This is a genomic window from Streptomyces sp. NPDC042201 (assembly GCF_055582185.1).
Genome location: NZ_JBVJDS010000009.1, coordinates 41,941 through 59,435, shown reverse-complemented (window position 1 = coordinate 59,435; position 17,495 = coordinate 41,941). Strand labels below are relative to the sequence as shown.

The 17,495-nt window shown below is 71.9% G+C and carries 14 protein-coding genes; 2 read left to right on the top strand and 12 right to left on the bottom strand.

The genetic code is table 11. The annotated features are described in order from the left end of the window. Nucleotides 1-319: 319 nt before the first annotated feature. The 7 genes from ACZ6MZ_RS22270 to ACZ6MZ_RS22240 form a co-directional block, all read right to left on the bottom strand. Nucleotides 320-1,024 (bottom strand): hypothetical protein, encoded by a 705-nt coding sequence (locus ACZ6MZ_RS22270; protein WP_469353810.1) that lies wholly within the window; start codon nt 1,022-1,024, stop codon nt 320-322. Nucleotides 1,025-1,125: 101 nt separating this feature from the next. Beyond that, on the bottom strand, nt 1,126-2,025 hold the full coding sequence (locus tag ACZ6MZ_RS22265; protein ID WP_384182782.1) for a S1 family peptidase: 900 nt from the start codon (nt 2,023-2,025) through the stop codon (nt 1,126-1,128). 236 nt (nt 2,026-2,261) lie between these two features. Continuing rightward, nucleotides 2,262-3,080: a DUF1684 domain-containing protein gene (locus tag ACZ6MZ_RS22260; protein WP_389789461.1), complete on the bottom strand. Its 819-nt coding sequence runs from the start codon at nt 3,078-3,080 to the stop codon at nt 2,262-2,264. A 5-nt stretch (nt 3,081-3,085) separates the two neighbouring features. Further along, on the bottom strand, nt 3,086-4,432 hold the full coding sequence (locus tag ACZ6MZ_RS22255) for an NtaA/DmoA family FMN-dependent monooxygenase (RefSeq protein WP_469353808.1): 1,347 nt from the start codon (nt 4,430-4,432) through the stop codon (nt 3,086-3,088). Continuing rightward, nucleotides 4,429-5,502: an LLM class flavin-dependent oxidoreductase gene (locus tag ACZ6MZ_RS22250; RefSeq protein ID WP_389789457.1), complete on the bottom strand. Its 1,074-nt coding sequence runs from the start codon at nt 5,500-5,502 to the stop codon at nt 4,429-4,431. The genes ACZ6MZ_RS22255 and ACZ6MZ_RS22250 overlap by 4 nt, the downstream gene beginning before the upstream one ends. Nucleotides 5,503-5,575: 73 nt before the next feature. Then, complete coding sequence (locus tag ACZ6MZ_RS22245; protein WP_469353807.1) at nt 5,576-7,546, bottom strand: FAD/NAD(P)-binding protein; 1,971 nt, start codon at nt 7,544-7,546, stop codon at nt 5,576-5,578. A 395-nt stretch (nt 7,547-7,941) separates the two neighbouring features. After that, complete coding sequence (locus ACZ6MZ_RS22240) at nt 7,942-9,186, bottom strand: DUF5685 family protein (protein ID WP_469353805.1); 1,245 nt, start codon at nt 9,184-9,186, stop codon at nt 7,942-7,944. A gap of 277 nt (nt 9,187-9,463) precedes the next feature. Between ACZ6MZ_RS22240 and ACZ6MZ_RS22235 the strand changes: the two genes are divergently transcribed. Continuing rightward, a complete protein-coding gene (locus ACZ6MZ_RS22235; RefSeq protein WP_386879107.1) occupies nt 9,464-9,898 on the top strand; it encodes a cell division protein SepF in 435 nt (144 codons plus the stop codon). Between the two features lie 34 nt (nt 9,899-9,932). On the opposite strand, the gene ACZ6MZ_RS22230 is transcribed toward ACZ6MZ_RS22235, so the two are convergent. Further along, nucleotides 9,933-11,129 carry an acyl-CoA dehydrogenase family protein gene (locus ACZ6MZ_RS22230; protein WP_384182763.1) on the bottom strand — a complete coding sequence of 399 codons (1,197 nt, stop codon included), beginning with the start codon at nt 11,127-11,129 and terminating at the stop codon, nt 9,933-9,935. Between the two features lie 91 nt (nt 11,130-11,220). Next, nucleotides 11,221-13,065, bottom strand: a complete 1,845-nt coding sequence (locus ACZ6MZ_RS22225; RefSeq protein ID WP_469353802.1) for an MFS transporter — start codon at nt 13,063-13,065, stop codon at nt 11,221-11,223. 426 nt (nt 13,066-13,491) lie between these two features. On the opposite strand from ACZ6MZ_RS22225, the gene ACZ6MZ_RS22220 reads away from it, so the two are divergent. Then, nucleotides 13,492-14,475, top strand: coding sequence for a phosphatase PAP2 family protein (locus ACZ6MZ_RS22220; RefSeq protein WP_469353800.1), 984 nt, complete (start codon nt 13,492-13,494; stop codon nt 14,473-14,475). A gap of 146 nt (nt 14,476-14,621) precedes the next feature. Here the strand turns inward: ACZ6MZ_RS22220 and ACZ6MZ_RS22215 are convergent, their stop codons facing one another. The 3 genes from ACZ6MZ_RS22215 to ACZ6MZ_RS22205 all read right to left on the bottom strand — a co-directional run bounded on the left by ACZ6MZ_RS22215 (nt 14,622) and on the right by ACZ6MZ_RS22205 (nt 17,315). Next, complete coding sequence (locus ACZ6MZ_RS22215; RefSeq protein ID WP_389789446.1) at nt 14,622-14,837, bottom strand: I78 family peptidase inhibitor; 216 nt, start codon at nt 14,835-14,837, stop codon at nt 14,622-14,624. 367 nt (nt 14,838-15,204) lie between these two features. Continuing rightward, nucleotides 15,205-16,050, bottom strand: a complete 846-nt coding sequence (locus ACZ6MZ_RS22210; RefSeq protein WP_469353798.1) for a hypothetical protein — start codon at nt 16,048-16,050, stop codon at nt 15,205-15,207. Then, a complete protein-coding gene (locus ACZ6MZ_RS22205; protein WP_469353797.1) occupies nt 16,047-17,315 on the bottom strand; it encodes a glycosyltransferase family 4 protein in 1,269 nt (422 codons plus the stop codon). Before ACZ6MZ_RS22205 ends, ACZ6MZ_RS22210 begins: the two co-directional genes overlap by 4 nt. Nucleotides 17,316-17,495 lie beyond the last annotated feature (180 nt).

The following is a 17,495-nucleotide window of genomic DNA, read 5'->3' as shown; positions in this document are numbered from 1 at the left end:
CGGAGGTTGACGTGCCCACTATTTCGAGACTGGCCGGTAACACACAAGGTCGACTTCAGGACGCACGTTCGACAAACCCACCGCACCCCCGACCACTCGCCACCTCGGGCTGCCCAGGGACGGTCCCGTTTGCGAACACCCGGTGCAATCACCGCTTCATCAGCGGGTGAGGACTAGTCCTGTCTTGAAATCGCCGCTACCGGATGTACGGATCGGACCGGTGCTACCGCCCCCTGCCCAGGACGATCATCGCGAACCAGGCCGCGCGGCACGCCGGGCAGCCGGTCGGGCCGCCCCCGCCAGGGTGAGATCCGGAGGGCTACGCGGAGCGGGGCGAGATCCTCGCCGCCTTCAGACAGTCCACGATCCGCTCATGGCTGTCGCCCACGGCATCCGTGACACGCACCCGCAGATACAGCGCCTCAACCTCGTCGACGAAGCGCTTCGAGAAGGTCCCCGCCGTCACGGTCTCGTAGTTTCCCGTGCTGACCAGAGGGAACCCCGCACCGAAGTTGACGATCAGGAAGTCTTCCCTGACCGTCAGTCCCGCCGCGGTCAGTACGGCCGTGGTGTCGGCTGTGTCTGTCCACTGTGCGTCGGCGCTGTCGCTCTGCCCCGCCAGAACCACTCGGCAGTCGCAGCTCTCGATCACCGCGGCGTGCTGCCCGCCATTGAGGATGCCCACGTGCCACGCCGCGGCGTCCGACTTCAGGTGCCCCTTCTCCCAGGCCGCCCGCCACCCCAGATAGGGCCTGACCGTACGGGCGTACTGGGCCCTGCCGAAGACCACACCGGCGCCGACCGCCAGCAGACTTCCCAGCGGATCCGCGTCGAGCAGCCGCAGCCGCCAGGGCCACTCGATCTGTGCTTCCGCCGTCATATTGGACCGGACTATCTCCCACAGGAGGATCACGACGAGTATCCCGAGCAGCACGATGGGCGCCGTGAACAGCAACGGGCTGCGGCGGATCCGCCGTTGGGTGTCGGACGCGGGTGTCGACGGGCGGGGCCGCGTGGTACTCAATCTCTCTCCTCCACCAAGAAGCGAGCCCCCGCTCGGAGTTCGGCCGGGGGCTCACCTGCTGTTGACCGCGATCTATCAGTATGCGGGTGGGTCCGCGTGGGTCAGAGGATGGTGACGCCGTAGGCGCTCAGGGCCTCGGTGACCGGCTGGAAGTAGGTCGTGCCGCCGGAGGAGCAGTTGCCGCTGCCGCCGGAGGTCAGGCCGATGGCGAGGGTGCGGGAGTAGAGGGGGCCGCCGCTGTCGCCGGGCTCGGCGCAGACGTTGGTGCGGATCAGGCCGGACACGACATCGCCGCCGCCGTAGTTGACCGTGGCGTTGAGGCCGGTCACGGAGCCGCTGTGGATGCCGGTGGTGGAGCCGCGGCGGGTGACGGCCATACCGACCGTGGCGTTGGCCGCGCCCGTGATGTCGACGCTGCCGACCGTGCCCGGGTGGGCGAGCGAGGTGTTGGAGTACCGCACGATGCCGTAGTCGTTGCCCGGGAAGCTGGTTCCGGCCGTGGGGCCGATGCTCGTGGTGTGCGTGGAGTTGGTGTACCAGGGCGGGTTGCCCTCGGTGCAGTGGCCCGCGGTCAGGAAGTAGTAGGTGCTGCCGCTGACGACATTGAATCCGGCCGAGCAGCGCCAGCTGGTGGCGTAGACGGCGTCGCCGCCGGAGATGAGCTTCGAGAGCGTGCCCGGGGTGCGCTCGACGCGCAGCGCCCCGGCGTTGGCTCCGGCGGCCTGCTTGATCCCGGCGATCTCCGCCTGGGACACGGTGCTGTCGGCCGTGACGACCAGGGCGTTGCTCGCCTTGTCGATGTACCAGGCGGTGCCGGCCACATCGGCGTTCAGTACGGCGTCGCTCGCCGCGGTGAGCTGGTTGGCGCTGAACGTGCCGGCCGTGCCGGCGTTCGCGGCGGGTACCGCGAACGCCGCCGCGGCGACGAGTCCGGTGGTGACGGCGAGCAGACGCGTGCGTCTGGCTATGCCACTGCGAGGGGTGGTGCGCTTGATCCTCACTTGTCGTTCCTCCCGAGGGGAATCGGGGGCCGCGGAGGGGTGCCGGGCCCGTGAGGCGCAGCCGGGGGCGTCCGTCCGGAGTCCGGCGGGACCGTGCCTCTGGCAAGCGCTGATCGGGAGTATCGGGTGACGCAACTCGCCGCGCAAGGGCGCCTTTTGGCCGCCCGTGAACGGTGGTGTCCACGGTGCGGAAGGGCTTCCTGCGACGGCTTTCACCAGGAGAAACGGCAGTGGTGTCAGCCGGCGACGAGGTGGCGTTCGCCCGCCGGGACGGCGATCGGGAGGGTGTTGCCCGGCGGCGGGAACGGGCAGATGAAGTGGTCCGCGAAAGCGCAGGGCGGCAGCAGCGCGCGGTTGAAGTCGACGGTCACCGTTCCGTCCTCGGCCGGCACACCGGGGCGCAGGAAGCGGAAGCGGTAGCTGTCCTTTGTGCTGGTGGTGTCGGCGAAGACCACCCAGAGGGAGCCGTCCGTCTCCACCGCGGCCTGGAGGGTGTGCTCCGTACCCCCGACGGTGAAGGCGATCTCGCCGCCGAGTCCGAGGCCCCGTTCGCGTCCGTCGGCGTTCTCGACCTGGACGGTGCGGCTCTCGTCGTACGGGCGGAAGCGGCCGGGCAGCTCCCAGCCGGCGTCGTACGGCGTGGCCTCGATGCCCAGGAACGCGCGCCGCGCGTCGGACCTGGGATCGAAGTCGCGCACGGCCCAGAGCCCTTCGCGGCGCAGCACGACCAGCCTGCGCTCACCGGCCGCGATCCGGGACTCCTCGAACGGGCCGAGGTCGGCGCTCAGCCGGATCTCGCCGTCCAGTGACGCGCCGTCGGCGGTCAGGCCGTCCCCGGCCGCCGCGGTCAGCACCACCTCGTCGCCGTCCTCGCGCCACACCCCGGGGAGCGCGGGAAGGCGCCCCTCGGGATGGTCGGCGAGCCAGTGGGTGCCGGTGAGCGAGAGCGGTCCGTACGGCGCCGAGACGGTGAAGACACGCTGTTCGTGCCAGCCCCTCCAGTCCTGGACGGGGTCCGTGGGCGCGGCGTGCGCGGCAGGCGCTTCGGTGGTCATGCTGATCAACCTTTCCATACGGGGCAGGGAAGCCCGAGATGCGACCGCAGGGTGGCACCCGCGTAGTCGGTGCGGAAGGCCCCGCGCTCCTGGAGGAGCGGTACGACCCGGTCGACGAAGTCGTCGAGTCCGCCGGGGGTGAGATGGGGTACGAGGATGAAGCCGTCCGCCGCGTCCGTCCTGACGAAGGTGTCCAGCGCCCCGGCGACGGTCTCGGGGGTGCCGATGAAGGACTGGCGTGCGGTGGTCTCGATGACGGTTGCCCGGATGGACAGACCCTTGGCCTCGGACAGCGCCCGCCACCTGGCCGCGACGGCGAGCGGATCACTGACCCTCACCCGGCCCTGGACCAGGCCGGAGTCCGGGTCCGGGTCGATGTCGGGCAGTGGTCCTTCCGGGTCGTACGCCGAGAGGTCGCGGCCCCAGACCCGCTCCAGGGCGAGGATCGCGTTCTGCGGGGAGACCTGCTGCCTGCGGATCTCGGCGGCCCGCTCCTGCGCCTCGGCGTCACTGTCGCCGAGCACGCAGGTGATCCCCGGCATGATCTTGAGGTCGGAGGGGTTCCTGCCGTACTTCGCCATCCGGGCCTTGGTGTCGGCGTAGAAGGCGCGGCCCGCCTCCAGCGTGCCGTGGCGGGTGAAGACGACATCGGCCGTGGCGGCGGCGAACTCCCGGCCCCCCTCGGAGTCGCCCGCCTGGATGACCACAGGGTGGCCCTGCGGGGAGCGGGGGACGGTGAACTCCCCCTCGATCCCGAAGTGCCGGCCGGAGTGGGCGAAGGGCCGGGGAGCGCCGTGCGGGGAGCCGGGGCCCGCGGGGGTCCAGGAGTCCCACAGCTCCCGGGCGGTCGCGACGAACTCGGCGGCCCGGGTGTAGCGGTCGGCGCGGTCGAGATAGCCGCCGCGCCGGAAGTTCTCCCCGGTGAAGGCTTCGGAGGAGGTGACGACGTTCCAGGCGGCCCGTCCTGCGCTGAGATGGTCGAGGGTGGCGAGCCTGCGGGCCAGTTCGTACGGCTCGTTGAAGGTGGCGTTCACGGTGGCGGCGAGGCCCAGCCGGCCGGTGACGGCGGCCAGCGCGCTCAGCACGGTGAGGGACTCGGGCCGGCCGACCACGTCCAGGTCGTGGATCAGCCCGTTGTGTTCCCGCAGCCGCAGCCCCTCGGCGAGGAAGAAGAAGTCGAACTTCCCGCGCTCGGCGGTACGGGCCAGCCGCTCGAAGGAGGAGAAGTCGATCTGCGACCCGGAGCGGGGGTCGGTCCAGACGGTGGTGCTGTTGACCCCGGGGAAGTGGGCGGCGAGATGGATCTGCTTACGGCCGGCGGTGGTGCCGGCGCCGGTCGGTTCCGTGGTCATGAGGTCCCCGCGGCGGGCGCGTACCGGTTGGCCGGACGGCCGAGGCCGAGATGCTCGCGGAGCGTGCCGCCCGGATGGAAGGTGCGGAACCGGCTGCGGTGCTGGAGCAGCGCCACGGTGCCGTTGACGAGCCGTTCGAGATCGCGCCAGGGCTCGGCGGGCGTGAGATGGAAGCCGTCCACGGCGCCGGCGCCGTGCCAGCCGGCGATCAGTTCGGCGAGGTCGACGGGACCACCGCGGTAGTGCGCTCCGCCGGCGCCGGCCGTGGTGCGTGGGGCGCTGTCCAGGCCGGGTTCCAGCGGGCGTTCGCCGTCGCCGAGGTCGACGGTGAGCGCGGCCAGCACCCGCAGGGTGTCCGGGTCGCGGCCGTGCTCGGCGGCGCGTGACCGGAGCTTCTCGCGGAGCGCGCCCGCCTCCTCCGCCCGGCCGGCCCTGACCAGCACGACGTCCGCGTGGCGCGCGGCGGTCTCCCTGCTGTGCCCGTCGGTCGCGTCGACCACGGTGACCGGGTGGCCCTGCGGCGGCCTGGGCACGATGGACGGGCCACGGACGGTGAACGTGGCCCCCTCGAAGTCGACGTAGTGCAGCTTGTCGCGGTCGACGAAGCGTCCGGTCGCGACCTCACGGATCTCGGCGTCGTCCTCCCAGCTGTCCCACAGCCGGGCGCTCACCTCGGCCACCTCGCGCGCCTCCTGCCACAGGGCCGCGGCGGGCGCGGCCGGACGGCGGCCGAAGAGCCGGGCCTCGGCCGGGGTCGCCGACACGTCGACGAGCCAGCCGGCCCGGCCGCGGCTCACCCAGTCCAGGGTGGCGACGGCGGCGGAGACATGGAAGGGCTCGGTGTGGGTGGTGGTGACCGTGGGCACCAGACCGACGCGTTCGGTGGCGGGAGCGACCCGCGAGAGTACGGCGAGCGCGTCGAGCCCCGGGCGCGCGAAGGAGTCCTGGAGGGTGACGAAGTCGAGGGCGCCGCGCTCGGCGAGCTGGGCGAGCTCGACGTACCACGCGGCGTCGTACCGCGGTGGACCGCCGATCTCGGCGGCCAGATGCAGGGGGCGGGTGGCGGACATGGGGGCCTTCCAGCTTCGGTTCGGGACGGTCGGGGAGGCTGCGGCAGCTCAGAGCCTGTCGGGTGACCTGCCCTCAGGCGCTGAGGCTCGTGCGACAGGAGAGCTCACGCAGGAGGGTGAGCGCGCTCCGCGCGGTGGCGTCGTTCTGCCGGAAGGCCGGGCCGCCTGTGCGCGGCCGGGTGAAGGCTCCGCTGGACCGCGCGGTGGTGTACGGGCCGAGCGCGAAGCGCCGGGGATGGGGGCGTCCGTCGCTCTCCAGGAGCCGTCCGTCGCCCGGATCGACCCGGACCAGCCCCGCCGAGGTGGTGGCGGCCCCCTCCTCGTACAGCGCGCGCAGCAGCGGGCTGCGGGTGCGTTCCGGTGCGGGGTCGGGCAGCCGGGCCTCGACCAGGGCGCGCGCCTCGACGTGCTCCCCCGGTACGACGGCGCTTGTGGCCCGGAAGAGTCCGCGCCGCTCGTCGGCCTCCACCGTCACACCCGCGCCGAGGAAGCGGACGACGCCGGCCCGGGAGAGGGCGAGCAGCTGGCGCAGCCGGGGGCCCGGCGGGCCCGAGGCGAGATAGCTGAAGAAGCCGTGCCACCGTCCGCCCGTGTCCCCGAGGTCGCCGAGGCGGATCAGCTGGCCGTAGACCGAGAGCAGTCCGAGGAAGACAGCGAGATCCGGGCTGTGGGACGGATCGTGCCGGCGGGCGAGGTCGGCGTCGATGTAGTCGCGCAGCCCGTCCTGGAGGGCGTCGTACGAGGGGAAGCGCAGCCCGTCCAGCGGGCGGTCGAGCGCGTCGAGGTCGAGCCGGTCGGCGAGGTCGGGGACGGCGGCGGCGACAAGGGTGTCCAGCTCGGGGCTGCCGGGGTCGGCGGCAGCGTACTTCTCCTCGAAGTCGGTCCAGCCGACGCGGGTGCGCTCGGGGTGGGCGGTGAAGAGCCGGTGGTAGTGGGCGTAGCCCAGCTCCTTGTCGATGAGGGGAGCGACATCGCGCCGGAAGTCGAGCGGGGCCTGTCTGCTCAGCAGTTCGTCGGTCTGCGCGGGGCCGAGGAAGCGGGGCAGCGGGGGCCGTTCGCCGTCCAGGGCGTAACCGATCTTGGAGTGGTACGGGACACCGCGCCGCGATCCGACGTGCAGGACCGGTTCGCGCCCCGACGGGTGGTAGACCAGCTCCCCGCCGTCGTCTGCGGCGTCTGTGGCGTAGCGGCCGCCGCGTCCTTCGGTGAGGAGCACCATCAGATCGACGAAGGCGAGTCCGAAGCCGCGGACGATGACCGGTTCACCGGCGGGCAGGGCGGACAGATCGCTGTCCGCGGTGAAGTCGGGCGGCAGGTGGACCAGTCCGTGCCGCCGGGCGAACTCGCTCAACTCCCGCTGCTCCACGTCCGGTTCGCCGTCGAGATGGCCGAGGGTCAGCACGACGAGATCGGCGAGCAGCGGTTCGGTGCGGTCCTCCAGCCATACCCGCTGGCGACCGCCGCGCGGACCGCTGACGCGCAGGGCGCGGGTGGGGTGCCGGTGGACGGTGACGCCGGGCGGCAGGGCGGCCACGGTCTGTTCGTACACCCAGCTCAGATAGGCGCTCTGCACCCGCCGGCTGGGAAAGGTCTGGCCGGTCAGGGCGGCTATCTCGGCGCGGAGTCCGGGCCCGGCGGTCTCGTGCGCGTACCCGGACCGATGCGACTCTGCGCGCTGCGACTCGGCGCGCTCCGACTCGGCGGAGATCCGCGAGCGGCCCTCCCTGATGTCCCGTGCCCATTCGTGCAGCGCGGGCCCCTGCCGTACCGGCCCGGCCAGGGCCACCGAGTCGTCGGTGAACATGGTGACGTCCTCGGCCATGGAGTTCATCCAGAGCAGCGGCGACTGGTCGCGGCGCCAGATCCGGCCGCCGCCGGGCGGATGCGGGTCCACGAGATGGATGTCCAGCGGCAGACCGCCGTACAGGGAGGGCGCGTTGGCGGCGAGCCGCTCCAGGAAGCCCGTGCCGCGCGGACCTGCCCCGACCACGACAACAGACGGGGTCACGGGCGGGTTGCGGACGGAATGCGAAGACACAGGCATGCGAAGGCTCCGTGGATACCGGGATCGAACACGGGAAGTGCCTTCACAGACAGCGCAGGCGGATCGAGCCCCTCAGCACGAACCGCTTGTCAGGGCGAGGCTACGGCGTGTGCACGGCCGGTTGTCAAGCTTGTCCGCACTGTGAGCGGCCGTCCGGGGCCGGTTGACGCGGAAACGGATGCCTGTTCCACTTGGCCCATGTATTCGCAGCAGTGGCTGGTCACCCGCTCCCACATCGACTTCGGTCGAGTGTGGTCCTCTTCCTGTTGAGCTGACGCCCTGCACGGCCTCCGGTATGTCCGGCGCTCGCGCGCCGTCCCCGCGTGCCTTCACACGCAGAGAACCACGTCTTTTCCCCCTCGCACACACCTCCGTCGCGGCTGCCCGCGGCCGCGTCAGCAGCTGCAGTCACAGCAGTCGGGACAGGGGTCGCAGTCGCACTCCCGGCAGCAGCCCTCCCGCTTCTTGCGCGACCACGGGCCCTCGTACTCCTTCGCACAACAGAGCTTGCAGGTGCAGCAGAGTCCGACGAAGACCGCGCAGCCGGCCCAGAAGCCGCGTCGGCCCGGCTTCGGCGGCTCCTGCTGGAAGCCGGGCGGCGGCAGACCGGGACCGCCCGGTGCGCCCGGCCCGCCCGGGTTCCCGCCGCCGTAAGGATTGTTCGAGCCGTAGGGACCGTAGGGTCCGGCGGCCTGGCGACCCTGCGGTCCCGCGCCATGCTGCCCGCCGTACTGCCCACCGTGCTGGTCGCCGTACTGCCCGCCGTGCGCCTGGTGCGCGCAGGCCGACGTACCGAACACGCGGTCCACCGAGGTGCGCAGTTCGTGCGCCAGCAGCACATGCGCCAGCGCGTGGTCGGTGAACTCCGCGTCCCGCAGCGCGAGCCGGATTCCGTGCACCGCGTCATCGGCGAGCCGCCGGGCCTCCGCCCGTGAGGTGCCGGTCGCGGTGAGCGGGTTCCACGCACCCGACGCCGCGTCAGTTCCCTGGTCCTCCACGGCATCCAGCAGATGCGCGAGCCGTCCGAAGAGCCGCCCGGCCTCGGCCAGCGGCTCCCGGTTGCCCGGCCGGCCCGCCAGTACGGCCGTGTGCGCGAAGGCGGCCGCGGTGGCCGTCTCGGTCGGTTCCGTGACGGTGAGCAGCGAGCTGCCGGGACCGGCGAGCGCCTCGATCTCCTGCTGCCGGTCGACCGCGTCGACCAGGACGGCCGTGTCGAAGCCCAGCTCCGCGCCGGTACGGGCGCCTGCCCGGTCCCAGCCGGTGGCGACCCGGCGCGCGGCGGCCGCCAGCGGCCGGCGGCCCAACAGGCCGTCGCGGTCGGCGACGTGGTCCCGCACCTTCGCCGAGGCCAGCACCAGCGACACGGCGGCCGCGAGACGCGCCCCCTCGCCCCGGGCGACCGGAGCGGTGCGCATCCCGCGCAGCGGACAGGGGCCGGCCGTGCGCCGCTGTCCGGTGGCGCCTTCGGTCTGAGCCTCCGTCAGAACCGAGACGATCAGGCCGTCGTAGTTGGTGACGACCCGGGAGAACTGCCCGTGGTCGGAGCGAAGGGCCAGGCACAGCCCGCAGAGATGGGCCATCCACTCGGCCTTGAGACCGCCCGTGAGGCGGTGGCTGCACGGTCTGACGATTCCGAACATGACGGTCCCCCGAGAGTCGTTCAGCTGGGCGCGACGCATCGTACCGAGTGACCCCGTTCACCCGTACGCCCCCCGCGTCACCCTTCTGGCCCGAAGTTCATATTTTGATCCGATTCAAGGCCCCTACGCAGGAAGAACCTTGACGAACCGCCACATCCTCTGCACCAGTACCGTCACGAATCGCCTGCGCGCCGACTATCCCCTTGGCGCGCAATCCGCATCATGGACGACGATAGGGATAGGGAACGAGAAGTGACCGCGGTGAAAGGAGGCGTCCATGGGATCGGTGCGCAAGGCGAGTGCCTGGCTGGGCCTCGTTGAGGACAACGACGAGCGGTACTACGACGACGAGTACGCCGAGGGTGCGGAGAACGGCGACACCTGGAAGACCGACCCCCGGGTACGGGTCGCCTCCGAGGTCGCCCATGAGCAGGACCGCAGAATCGCCACCGTCTCCCCGGACGGGTTCCGGGACGCCCGGGGCATCGGCGAGCTCTTCCGGGCCGGGACGCCGGTCATCATGAACCTCACCGCCATGGAGCCCGCCGACGCCAAGCGCGTGGTGGACTTCGCCGCCGGACTGGCCTTCGGGCTGCGTGGCTCGATCGAGCGCGTGGCCACCCGGGTCTTCCTGCTGACCCCCGCCGACACCGAGATCGTCACGGGCGCCGCCGCGAGCCGCTCCCAGGACGGCTTCTTCAACCAGAGCTGAGCAGGGCGCTCACCGGTTCACCGGACGGAGCGGTTCACCGGAAGGCGTCGAGGCCGGTGAGCGCCTTGCCCAGCACAAGCTGATGCATCTCGACGGTGCCCTCGTAAGTGAGCACCGACTCGAGGTTCGTCGCATGCCGCATCACGGGATATTCCAGCGAGATCCCGTTGGCGCCGAGGATGGTCCGCGAGGTGCGGCAGATCTCGATCGCCTCCCGCACGTTGTTGAGCTTGCCGAAGCTGATCTGCTCGGCGCGGATCCGGCCCGCGTCCATGCGCCTGCCGAGATGGTGGGCGAGCAGGATGCCTTTGTGCAGTTCGACGGCCATGTCGGCGAGCTTGGCCTGCGTGAGCTGGAAGCCGCCGATCGGCCGGCCGAACTGCTCGCGCGTCCTGGCGTACTGGAGCGCCGACTCGAAGCTGGCGCGCGCCGCGCCCATGGAGCCCCACACGATTCCGTAGCGGGCGTGGCTCAGACAGCTGAGCGGTCCGCGCAGTCCGGTGACCTCCGGGAGGACGGCGTCGGCGGGCAGCCGTACGCCGTCGAGGACCAGTTCACTGGTGACCGACGCTCGCAGGGACCACTTATGGGTGATTTCCGGGGCCGAGAAACCGGGGGTGCCCGCCGGGACGAGAAAACCGCGGATGCCCTCGTCGGTCTGCGCCCAGACGACGGCGACGCCCGCCACCGAACCATTGGTGATCCACATCTTGCGGCCGGTGAGCACCCAGTCGCTGCCGTCCCGCGCGGCATGGGTGCGCATGCCGGCCGGGTCGGAGCCGTGGTCGGGCTCGGTGAGGCCGAAGCAGCCGATGATCTCGCCGGCCGCCATGCCGGGCAGCCAGCGCTGCTTCTGCTCCTCGGAGCCGTAGCGGTGGATCGCGTACATGGCGAGCGAGCCCTGTACGGAGACGAGGGAGCGGATACCGGAGTCGGCCGCCTCCAGCTCCAGACAGGCGAGTCCGTACTGAACGGCGGTGGCGCCCGCGCAGCCGTAGCCCGTCAGGGACATGCCCAGCGCACCAAGGCCGCCGAGTTCCCGGGCCAGCTCACGGATGTTGGGCAGCTCGCCGCGTTCGTACCACTCGGCGATATGCGGCAGAACCCGGTCGGCGGCCCAGGCGCGCACGGTGTCCCGGATCGCCAGGTCCTCCGGATCGAGCAGATCGTCCAGGCCGAGCGGGTCACCGGGGTCGAAGGGCGGGGGCTTCACGGCGGACGGTGCGGACATGAGGTGGCCTCCGGCGGCTCGCACGGGCTCGACCGGCCGGGGCCGGTCTAAAACTAGCACTGTTAGTTACGCTCGGTGCTGACGTTACGGCTCAGCGTGGACCGCGTCCAGACCCGGCCCGCTCGGCGGGCCCCCGGCTGCGCACGAGGGCGGCATCGGCGGTCTCCCGCGGACCCGGCGCCTCGGCGGGCTCCCGCCGCTCCGGCGCTCTGCGCGGCCGGGGCGGCCGCTTCTCCGGCGGCTCGGGCGGCTTCGCCGCGCCCCGCACGGCCGGCGCCCGTTCCACCGACCGGTGCTTCGGCGGCGGTACGTCACGCGCCTCCCGCGCCACGTCACGCGCCTCTCGCGGTACGTCCCGCGCCTCCCGCGCCTCTCGCGGCGCGTCTTCGCCGAGCGTCTGGCAGTCCATGAGCTTCGGCAGCCGCAGCGCGGCCAGCGCGCCGAGCAGCAGCAGAACCGCGCTGACCAGGAGCGTGACATGCAGGCCGTGCACGAAGGAGTCGCGGGCGGCGGTCCGCAGGGTCTCCCCCGCGGTCCCGCCGAGACGGGAGGCGACCTGGTAGGCCTCACCGAGCGATTCGCCCGCCGCCGATCCCGCGGCCGCGGGGACGCCCTTCACCGAGGACATGGCCGGCGCGTACGCCGCGTTCATCACGCTGCCGAGCAGGGCGATCCCCATGCCGGCGCCCAGCTGGTAGGACGTCTCGCCTATGGCCGCCGCCCCGCCCGCCTGTTCGGGAGGAGCCTCGCTGAGCATCGATTCGTACGCGCCGAAGAGCGTGGTCTGCAGCCCGAAGCCGAGCAGCACGAAGGCCGAGGTCAGCAGGGCGGGACGGTCGTGCTGCCCCATCAGGACCAGCAGCAGTACGGCGCCGGCGGTGAGGACGAAGCCCCAGGCCACCATCCGGCGCGGGCCGACCCGGCGCAGCGTGACCGATCCTGTGGCGCCCGCGGCCATGGCGGCGAAGGTGAGCGGCAGCAGCCGCAGTCCGGTCTCCAGTGGGCTGAGTCCCAGCACGAGCTGGAGGTACTGGACGGCGATCAGCTCCAGGCCGACCAGGGCCAGCATGGCGAGGACGATGCAGCCCACGGAGGTGGAGAAGGCGGGCCTGGCGAACATCCGCATGTCGATCAGCGGATGCGTCCTGCGGCGCTGTCTGCGGACGAAGAGGACCAGCAGGGCGGCGCCGAGACAGAGCGGGCCCAGCGTCGCGAGGTCGAGCGGTCCCTCTCCGGCGCCGAGCCGCTTCACCCCGAAGACCACCCCGAGCACCCCGGCCGCCGCCATCAGCGCGCCGAGCACGTCCCAGGGCCCGTCGCCGCAGCCCTTCGACTCGGGCAGCACCAGGCGGCCGAGCGGCAGGATGACCGCGAGCAGCGGGATATTGATCAGGAAGACCGATCCCCACCAGAAGTGCTCGACGAGAAAGCCGCCGAGGACCGGCCCCACGGCGGCGCCGACGGCCGCGACCGCGGTCCAGATGCCGATGGCCATGGCGCGCTCGCGCCGGTCGGGGAAGACCGCGCGCAGTATGGAGAGGGTCGCCGGCATGATCATCGCGCCGCCGACGCCGAGCAGGGCGCGCGCCCCGATCAGCACCATGGGCGTGCCGGCGAAGGCCGCGACAGCCGAGGCGGCCCCGAAGAGGGCATAGCCGAGCAGCAGCACCCGCCGTCGTCCGATGCGGTCGCCGAGCGTGCCGAAGAGGATCAGCAGGGAGGCGCAGACCAGCGGATACGCGTCCACGATCCAGAGCAGCTCGACCCCGCTGGGGCCGAGGTCGGCGGTCACGGCCGGGACGGCGACATGCAGCACGGTCGCGTCGAGCGCGACCAGCAGCAGACTGATGCAGAGGACGACCAGGACGACCCAGCGGTTGGCACCGCCGCCGGCGGCCGCGCGCAGCCGTGTTCCGGCCGTGGTGGTCCCGGACATCTGAGTACCTCCCAATGCGTCCCTCGCGCTCGGCGGGCCGGACGGGTCCATGAGGCCCTCGGGGCGGCCCGGCATCGACGGGCGAGTGAAGCCGCCAGCGTACGCGAGTGAACGCGTGTGGCGCGTGGTGCATCTCTCACCGCTCCGACCAGGCAGTGTGGCGTACGCCACTCCGGCCGGCCGGCACCGGGGCCCCCGCCGCGCGCGAGCAAGAGGGAAATTCCACGCGACGCCACGGTGAACTAATTCCGTTCCGCACAAAGACGGCTCCCGGAACGGCGTGTCGATTAATAGGGCCCAAGGTCACTTGGTTTTCGGGAACCGCCTTGAATAAGCCGCGACCTGAGACGTACTCCACATCACATCGTCATCACAAAGAGACCTGAACGACCTGTTCGGTCACTCACTCGCTGTAACGTCGATTGGGTGCGTACCGACATCTTCGCCCGCCTGGACCGGGAGCCGGAACCGCCGAAGATAGAGATCCCGCGGATGAGCCGCACCCGCAAGGCTCTCTTCGGCGGGACGTTGGCGTTCTATCTCGCCATCGTCGTTGCCGTGCTCGTCTCGGCCTCGCTGGTGACCCTCGACTGGAAGGTCATGCTCTTCCGGCCCTATCAGCAGTGGCCCGGCCTGCATGCCTTCCTCGACTACTTCGTGGTGCTCGGCCAGCGCGGGCCGACCGCCGTGATGATCGCTGCCTGGCTGGGCTGGCGCTCCTGGCGCCAGCACACGCTGCGGCCGCTGCTGGCCCTCGGCGCCGCCCTGCTGCTGCTCAACGTGACCGTCGGAGCGGTCAAAATCGGCCTCGGGCGGCTCGGCCCCCACTACGCGACACAGATCGGCTCGGCCGAGCTCTTCGCGGGCGGCGATATATTTCCTTCGGGACACACCGCCAACGCCGTTGTGACCTGGGGAATCCTGGCCTATCTGGCCACCACCCCGCGGGCCAGGCGCTATCTGTCCGTCCTGTCGGCCGTGGTGGCCCTGGGCGTCGGCGCGACGACCGTCTACCTCGGCACGCACTGGCTGAGCGATGTGCTGCTCGGCTGGGCCGCCGGTCTGCTGATCCTGCTGGCGCTGCCCTGGTTCGAGCCGCTGATCGGCCGGTCCGAGCTGGCGGTCTTCGCGGTGCGCGAGCGGTGGCGTGCGCGCCGCAGGGCCGTCCCCTCCACCCCGGTCGCGGCCGGGGGCAGGCGCCCCGCACCGGTGCTCCAGGGGGCCGGGGTGAACGGCGAGGCCGTGGGGCGCGAGCCGATCGCCGCCGGTCACAGCGGCCGCACCACTGCCAACCGGAGCACCGGACAGCTCACCCAGCCCCGGCCGCACGCGGTGCGCTCGGAGCGGACTCCGATCACTCCGGCCGGCAGCCGTCGCCCGCCGCGATCGAGGCCGGTGACGGGCGGCTGACCAGCACCGGAAGACGGCGGGGACGGTACGCACAGCCTCTTCCCCGCATACGGAAGCCCCGGCTCCGGCCGGGGCTTCCGTAGGTCAGCGGGTCAGAAGGTCAGCGGGTCCGCCTCCGCATGCCCCGTGCAGGTCCGTCCGGGCGCTCAGCCGTGCCAGCAGCGGATGACCGTGCCGTGGTCGACCTCGAAGTTCAGCCGCCCCACCACGTACTCCATGGTGATGATCGAGCCCGGCGGCAGCCCTCTGACCGTGGTCCAGCCACGCTCACGGGCGCGCTGCTCGGCGGTCTCGGCATCGAGGCCGACGTACGACTCGAGGTCGTCGACGGGTTCTGCGGGAGGGGTCGGTATGGGTGCCATACCACTCACCGTAGGCGCCCGGGGCCGGTGAAGGAAGCCGGGCGGATACCGGGGAGAACGCTTCCCTTCCGTCACCGGTCACACTTCTGTCACGGGACCACGACACGCTTCGGAGCCGAACGGCATCACTCCAATGGGCGGTTCCTGCCCCACTCTCGTGTAATTGCTCGACAGCGAAGATCACACAAATTCTCTCTTCTGAATTCCCTTCTCCAGCGGCCCGCCGAACTTCGTCGGCAATTGACGGCCCGTAGGAGAATTCACGAATTCCCCGCATAATCCGCCGATGGACGACACGTTCGATCCGTTCGTATCCCGCTTCGTACCCACCCCGTCAGCCCGAGGCCGCGCCAGGACGCTCCCCTGCTCACCGGGCGGGATCCGTGGCGGGCGCGGGATCCAGCCGTACGCAGAAGTCGTTGTCGCCCGTGTAGCACGGGGCGGCCAGCCAGCCGTCCGCTCCATGCCCCGGATAGACGTAGATGCCCCGCTTGTCCCAGACGTCGTCGAGGATGCGGGAGATCCGTATCCCGGCGGCGTCGCGCGTGGGGAGCAGCCACAGGTCCCACCACTGCCGCTCCTCGACGGGCTTCGCGGCGAGCGGACCGTACGGGAGGGTGAAGGTGAAGACCTCGCCCCGGCCGGTCACGGCGACCCGGTGGGTCCGGTCGCCGCCGCGCAGCCGCGCCTCCGCCTGCGCGTCCTGCCCCAGCTCCGCGCCGTACAGCACGCCCTCGACCGTGGTCGTGTCCTGCTCGCAGCGGACCGTCCCGGCCTCGGCGTGCGGCGCGCGGACCCAGGAGCGGACGGCGAGCCGGCCGTCGCCGGTCGGGTACGGGACACGGGCGGCGACCCGGCCCGCCCCGGGGATCCGGTCGACCAGCGCCCGTACGTCCCGGACGCCGGGCCGTACGGGCTGATCGCCGGAGACTCCCGTACGGACGTCCCAGTGCCCCTCGGCCAGCTCGACCGTGCTGGGCAGCACCGCGCGCAGCCGGGACTTCCCCGCCCCCGTCAGGGGCAGCCGTACCTCGTCGTCCGCACCGTCCCCGGCCAGCGCGGCGGAGGCCCGGCCACTGCGGCGGCGCAGTACGAGCACCGCGTCGGGCCGTGCGTCCCCCGTGATGTCGAAGGTGATCCCGCCCGCGGAGTCGGCGATGCAGTCGGCGACACACACGGCGGACGACGCCCGGCGCCCGATGGGTCCGTTCATGCCTTTCTGCCCTTTCTGATCACGTCGACTGCCTTGTCGCGCACGGTGGCGGCGCCGCTCAGTGCCGCGCTGCCGCCCCGGTTCACCGCGTCGCGCAGCGTGCCCCGGTGGCCCCGGGCCAGGTCGGTGAAGAGCGCCTCGTGGCGCGAGGCGATCCGCGCCGGGTCGAAGCGGGCCGAGGCGGCGAGCGCCGCCTGCCCCATGCGCCGGCGTAATTCGTCGTCCTGGATCAGCCCGAGCAGTGCCCCGCCGATCGCGTCCACGTCCCCCGTCGGCACCAGCCGTCCGTCGACACCGTGCTCGATGATCTCGCCCGGTCCGTGCGGGCAGTCGGTGGCGACGACCGGGACGCCGCAGCGCATCGCCTCGACGATGGTCATGCCGAAAGCCTCGCGGCTGGAGGTGACGGCGGCGAGTGATCCCTTGACCCACTCCGCCTCCAGGGGGTCGGCGGGGCCCATCAGGAAGACGTGGTTGTACAGACCGCACTCCTCGACGAGCGCCCGGAGCGCCGCCTTCTCGTCACCGGTCGCGTCGCCGCTGCCGTGGATCCGCAGCCGCCAGTCGGGACGGGCGGCCACCACCTGGGAGAAGGCCCGCACCAGCAGGTCGTACCGCTTGACCCGGGTGAGCCGGCCCGCGGCGACGACCCATTTGCCGGTGGAGTCGGCCGGGGCGACGGTGGGCACCGGCACGCCGTTGGGGACGGCGTCGATCCGCACGCCGGGCAGCCGCAGCCGGCTGCGGTAGGCGCGCGCGTCGGCCTCGGTGACCGTGGTGACCGCGTCGAGCAGCCGGTAGCGGTGGCCGATCTCGCGGCGGAGCCGGACGCCGTGGCTGTCGAGGGTCAGATGCTCCTGCCCGACGCGTACCGGGCCGCGCCTGGCCTGCCGGACGATATGGACATTGAGTCCCGGGCGGGTGCCGACGACGACATCGGCGTCCAGGGACCGCAGATGGGCGGCGATCCTGGCATCGGTGAGACGGCTGTACTGGCGGTACCGGCCGTCGCCGCGCGGGAAGACCCTGGCGGGCCGGCCGTACTCCGGTTCCTCGCCCTCGTAGCCGGGGCTCCCCCGCCGTAAGTCGACCAGGTGACGCAGGCGCACGCCGGCCGGGGCTCCCATGGTCGGCTCCTCCCGATGGCGGAAGACCGAGACGATCTCCACGTCGTGGTGCTCGGCCAGCGTCCCGGCGAGGGTGAACGTGGTCCGGATCGTGCCGCCGATGCCGTACGCGTTGTGGAGCAGAAATGAGATGTGCATGCCCTGCTGAGCCCCCTGGTCCTGACGGTCCTTGCGGTGCGGTCGGTGCGGTGCTCGCGGCGCTTCCCCACGGCGCGGTCTCCGCGGTCCCGGAGGACCAACTGGGTAGACGCGGAAATGACCCACATGGTGCCGACTTCCGGCGGATCCGTACGATCACGCGCCGACGCGGCCGCCTGC